The organism is Sphingomonas sp., assembly GCF_031380695.1.
Lineage (GTDB): Bacteria > Pseudomonadota > Alphaproteobacteria > Sphingomonadales > Sphingomonadaceae > Sphingomicrobium.
This window is the reverse complement of the sequence record NZ_JANMWY010000326.1, coordinates 1-4,398: the sequence shown is the minus strand read 5'-3', so window position 1 is coordinate 4,398 and position 4,398 is coordinate 1. Positions and strand designations below refer to the sequence as shown.

Annotated in this window: 6 protein-coding genes; 4 read left to right on the top strand and 2 right to left on the bottom strand. The window is 66.3% G+C overall.

Translation table 11 applies throughout. The annotated features are described in order from the left end of the window. The 3 genes from RMN84_RS11785 to RMN84_RS11775 form a co-directional block, all read left to right on the top strand. A partial coding sequence (locus RMN84_RS11785) for a heme lyase CcmF/NrfE family subunit (protein ID WP_309612360.1) occupies positions 1–1,670 on the top strand: 1,670 nt, incomplete at its 5' end. Next, the gene (locus RMN84_RS11780) at positions 1,667–2,194 is read left to right on the top strand and encodes a redoxin family protein (RefSeq protein ID WP_309612359.1); all 528 of its coding nucleotides are present in this window, start codon (positions 1,667–1,669) and stop codon (positions 2,192–2,194) included. The genes RMN84_RS11785 and RMN84_RS11780, both read left to right, overlap by 4 nt. Next, positions 2,191–2,598, top strand: coding sequence for a cytochrome c-type biogenesis protein (locus RMN84_RS11775; RefSeq protein WP_309612358.1), 408 nt, complete (start codon positions 2,191–2,193; stop codon positions 2,596–2,598). The genes RMN84_RS11780 and RMN84_RS11775 overlap by 4 nt, the downstream gene beginning before the upstream one ends. Before the next feature lie 112 nt (positions 2,599–2,710). On the opposite strand, the gene RMN84_RS11770 is transcribed toward RMN84_RS11775, so the two are convergent. After that, the gene (locus RMN84_RS11770; protein WP_309612357.1) at positions 2,711–3,508 is read right to left on the bottom strand and encodes a DUF2189 domain-containing protein; all 798 of its coding nucleotides are present in this window, start codon (positions 3,506–3,508) and stop codon (positions 2,711–2,713) included. A gap of 81 nt (positions 3,509–3,589) precedes the next feature. After that, positions 3,590–3,742, bottom strand: a complete 153-nt coding sequence (locus RMN84_RS11765; protein ID WP_309612356.1) for a hypothetical protein — start codon at positions 3,740–3,742, stop codon at positions 3,590–3,592. Positions 3,743–3,911: 169 nt separating this feature from the next. On the opposite strand from RMN84_RS11765, the gene RMN84_RS11760 reads away from it, so the two are divergent. Further along, positions 3,912–4,184, top strand: a complete 273-nt coding sequence (locus RMN84_RS11760) for a hypothetical protein (RefSeq protein ID WP_309612355.1) — start codon at positions 3,912–3,914, stop codon at positions 4,182–4,184. The last annotated feature ends 214 nt before the right edge of the window (positions 4,185–4,398 follow it).

The window sequence follows — 4,398 nt, the reverse complement described above, 5'->3', positions numbered from 1 at the left end:
CCGGCGCATGGGGCAACCACGAAGGATCGATGCTGCTGTGGGTGACGGTGCTGGGCATCGCCGGGGCGGCGGTGGCGCTGTTCGAAAAGCGGCTGCCGCGCGAGACGCTGGTGGCGACGCTCGGTGCGCAGGCGGCGATCGCGCTGGGCTTTTACGCCTTCCTGCTGTTCAGTTCGAACCCGTTCGCGCGGGTCGATCCGGCGCCGGCCGATGGCAATGGCCTGAATCCGCTGCTGCAGGACCCCGGTTTGGCGTTCCACCCGCCAACGCTGTACCTCGGCTATGTCGGCATTTCGATCGCCTTCTCCTTCGCGGTCGGGGCGATGGTCACACGCGATGTTGGTCCAGCGTTCGCGCGGGCGATGCGGCCGTGGGTGCTGGGCGCGTGGATATTCCTGACGCTGGGCATCACGGCGGGGAGTTACTGGGCCTATTATGAGCTCGGCTGGGGTGGCTGGTGGTTCTGGGATCCGGTCGAGAATGCCAGCCTGATGCCGTGGCTGGCGGCGACCGCGCTGCTCCACTCGGTGACCGTGCTGGCAACGCGCGACGGCTTGCGCGCCTGGACGATCATGCTTTCGGTGGTGGCGTTCTCGATGTCGATGGTCGGCACCTTCCTCGTCCGCTCGGGCATCCTGACTAGCGTCCATGCGTTCGCGGTCGATCCGTCGCGGGGCAGCTTCCTGCTCGCGCTGCTGGCGATTTACATCGGCGGCGCGCTGATCCTGTTCGCGCTGAGGGTTGGCACGATCCGCGAGGGGTCGACGTTCGAGCCGGTCAGCCGCGAGGGCGCGCTGGTCGTCAACAACCTGCTGTTGACGGTCATCCTCGGCATCGTCCTGATCGGCACGCTCTACCCGATCGTCGCCTCGTCGTTCGGGGTGCAGCTGTCGGTTGGCCCGCCCTTCTTCAACCGCACGGCGGGGCCGCTGGCGCTGGCGCTGGTGGCGGTGATGGCGGTCGGGCCGCTGCTCAAGTGGCGGCGGGACCGGTTGGGTGAGGCGTTGAAGCGCGTTCGTATTCCAGTGGCGGTGTTCGCAGTAGCCCTCGTTGCGCTGGTGCTGCTTGCGCCGGGCATCGGCATCCTGCCGTTGCTGGGCCTGGTCTTTGCCGCCGGAGTCGCCGTTGCCAGCGTCGCGCCGCTGTGGGGGCGGAGCCTGCGCCGCACGCCGCTGTTCACTTTTGGCATGGTCATCGCCCACCTCGGCATCGCGGTCAGCCTGGCCGGGATGGCGTCGGATAGCGCGTTCACAAAGGAGACGTTGGTCGCGTCGCGCATTGGCGAAACGCACGACGTCGGCCCGTTCAAGGTGACCCTCGACGACATCTCGCCCATCGTTGGCCCCAACTGGTCGGCGCTGGAGGCACGGTTGAGCGTCCGGCGCGGCGACGGCACACCGTTCGTCCTCACCCCGCAATCGCGCTTCTTTTCCAACCCGCCGACGACGACCAGCGAATCCGCCATCTCGACGCGCCTCGACGGCCAGCTCTACACCGTCCTCGGACCGCAGGGCGAAGGCGGGCGGTGGACGCTGCGGCTGTGGTGGAAGCCGTTTGTGACGCTGATCTGGCTGGGAGGGGCTATGATTGCGTTCGGTGGTACCCTGGCGCTGCTCGGCCGGGTGCGGCGCGAGCGGCGGATCGCGCGGCAGGAGGCATTCGCGGCATGAAGCGGGCGCTGCTGTGGCTGCCATTACTTGGTTTTGCGGCGCTGTTCCTGGTCATCGCCAGTGGCCTGTTCACGCCGGCCGAACGGGTCGTGCGATCGGCGATGATCGGCCAGCCGCTGCCCGCATTTGCGTTGCCGCCGCTGGTCCCGGGCAAGGCGGGCCTCGCCAGCAGCGACTTCGGACAGGGCAAGCCGCGCCTGCTCAACGTCTTTGCCAGCTGGTGCGCGCCGTGCGTGACGGAGACTCCGGTGCTGCTGCGGCTGAAGGCGGCGGGCGTGCCGATCCATGGGATTGCGGTGCGCGACACGGAGCCGGCGCTGCAGCGGTTCCTGGCCGCCAACGGCGATGCCTATGACCGCATCGGCAGCGACGTCGAGTCGCGCGTGCAGCTATCGCTGGGATCGTCGGGCGTACCGGAGAGTTTCGTGATCGACGGCAAGGGCCGGATCGTCCTCCAGCATGTCTCCGACATTCGCGACGAGGATGTGCCGGCGATCATCGCTGCGGTGAAGGCGGCGCAATGAGGGCCGTTCGGTTCGCGCTCCTGCTGATGGTCACGTCGTCCGCGCTCGCCGATTCCAACCTTCCGCCCGCACGCTATGCCAACACTCAACTCGCCGACCCGGCCAAGGAAGCCGCTGCGAAACGGCTAATGGAGACGCTGCGCTGCCTGGTCTGCCAGGGCCAGGCGATCGCCGACAGCGATGCCGAGATGGCCGGCGACATGCGCGCACTGGTGCGGCAGCGGATCGAGGCGGGGGAGAAGCCCGAGGCGGTGCGCAATTGGCTGATCCAGCGCTACGGCGACTATGTCACTTATGACCCGCCGTGGAGCCCGGTTTCGGCGCCGCTGTGGCTGGCGCCCCTGATGCTTCTGGCAATCGGAGGGGGCATCGCCGCGCGCAGCTTCAAGCGGAAACGGCACTGATGGGCTGGCAAGGACTTGCGCTCATGCCACGCGTTGCGCCCGTCCGGCTCGACGTCGTCGCGCGGCAGCGATGGTCGCAGTATCTCGCGATCCAGGCCGGAGCGATTAGCCTCTAGCGTTCGACCATCCGGGTGTAGAGGTGCCAGGTCGAATAGCCGAGCCATGGTAGCACGACCGCCAGCCCGATCGCCGCCGGTAGCAGGCCCAGCAGCAACAGCCCCGAGACACGCATGCCCCAGCCGAACACTTCCCATGGATTCTTGCGCGCCGCGGCGAACGAGGTGCGCACCGCCAGACCGGCATCGACCGGCTTGTCGACCACCATCGGGAAGGACACCAGCGCGAACACCAATGTCGCCACCGCGAACAGCGCACCGGCAAGGTTGCCGAAAATGATCAGCATCCAGCCCTCCCGCGTGGAGAACAGCCGCCCGAGAAAATCGGAGATGCCGTGCGGCGCGTCGGCCCCGAAGGTCAGGAGATAGAGGGCATATGCGACCACCAGCCAGCCGATGAACAATGCAGCGAGCCCGCCGGTCAGCGCCGCGAGCGGTGCCCGACTGCGGCCGTTGAGCGGATCCAGGAAATGCCGCCAGCGCGAATCCTGGCCCGCCTCGCGGCGGCGGGCGAGTTCGTAGAAGCCCGACGCTACCGCTGGCCCGGCGATCGACAACCCGGCGATGAGCGGGAACAGGAGCGGCAGGAGCGGATCGTTGAAGGTGAAAATGACTGCAATCAGGCAGACCAGCGGATAAATTATGCCGATCAGGACGAGGTCGCCGCGCTTGCTCTTGAAATCCTTCCATCCCTCGCTCAGCGCCCAGCTAAGATCCTCGGTGCCGATCTTGCGGATGGCGGGCACGGCAGGCGGCACGGCGTGAGGCACCGGTATCGGCTGAGCGATGGGCATGGATTTCTCTCCGATCGATAGTACTCGTGCAGCGTGAATCCTCGTTCGACCCTGCCAACAAGAACCTCCCGGCCCGTCCTGTCAATCGCGGCCGAACGGTCGATTGAGGCGGACGATCGCGTTGGCGACGAAGGTGGTAATGACAAAGAGGTAGAAAAGCGTCAGCAGCGCGGTCGCGAAAGCGATTGCATGGGCGCGTACGCGTGGCGCCGTCGGGCGTCTCAACGCTGACATTTGCGCTCGAGATGAGGCAGATGCGAGGAGGAATGAGATCGCGGCGGGAACTCAGAAGACCGGATCCTGCATTTTATAGCGGATGTCGAATGACAACCGCGTTGGCCGCGCAAGTAAGGGATTCGGCGCCGGGACACGTATTCTTGGTCAGAGGGTAAGGGTGCTGACAATGAATGAGCTCGACACGATACTGATGCGGCTTGCTCAGGCGCCATTGCCCGCGGGCTTTGCTGCGATCGAGGAAGTTGTCCTTGCCCGCGTTGCGGCGGGCGCGGCATATCGCACTCGTCGCGGGGTTGGCATTGCAACTATTGCAGTTGCGCTTGTCATGGGAATTGCCGGCGCTGTCATGCCGTCGCGCGAGGTAGCAGCGACTCCGCTGACTCCGTTCGGACCGATCTCGCCGCTTTCGCCCGCCGCATTGCTCGGCGGCAATCGATGAGCGGCCGTGCGTGGAGCAGTCGCACGGGTCTGATCCTTGGCCTGACCGCCTGTTTCGTTGCGGCGATCGGTGGTGTGTTCGTGGGTCATTCGCTTCATCTGTACCGTGGCTCTCGCGGCGACTTCGCGGTTCTCATCATGGCCCTCGCGGGCGCCTTTTGCGCTGAAGTGATCCACCGGGCGGTGGCCGCTCGAAGGAGATCGTGATCGAGGCG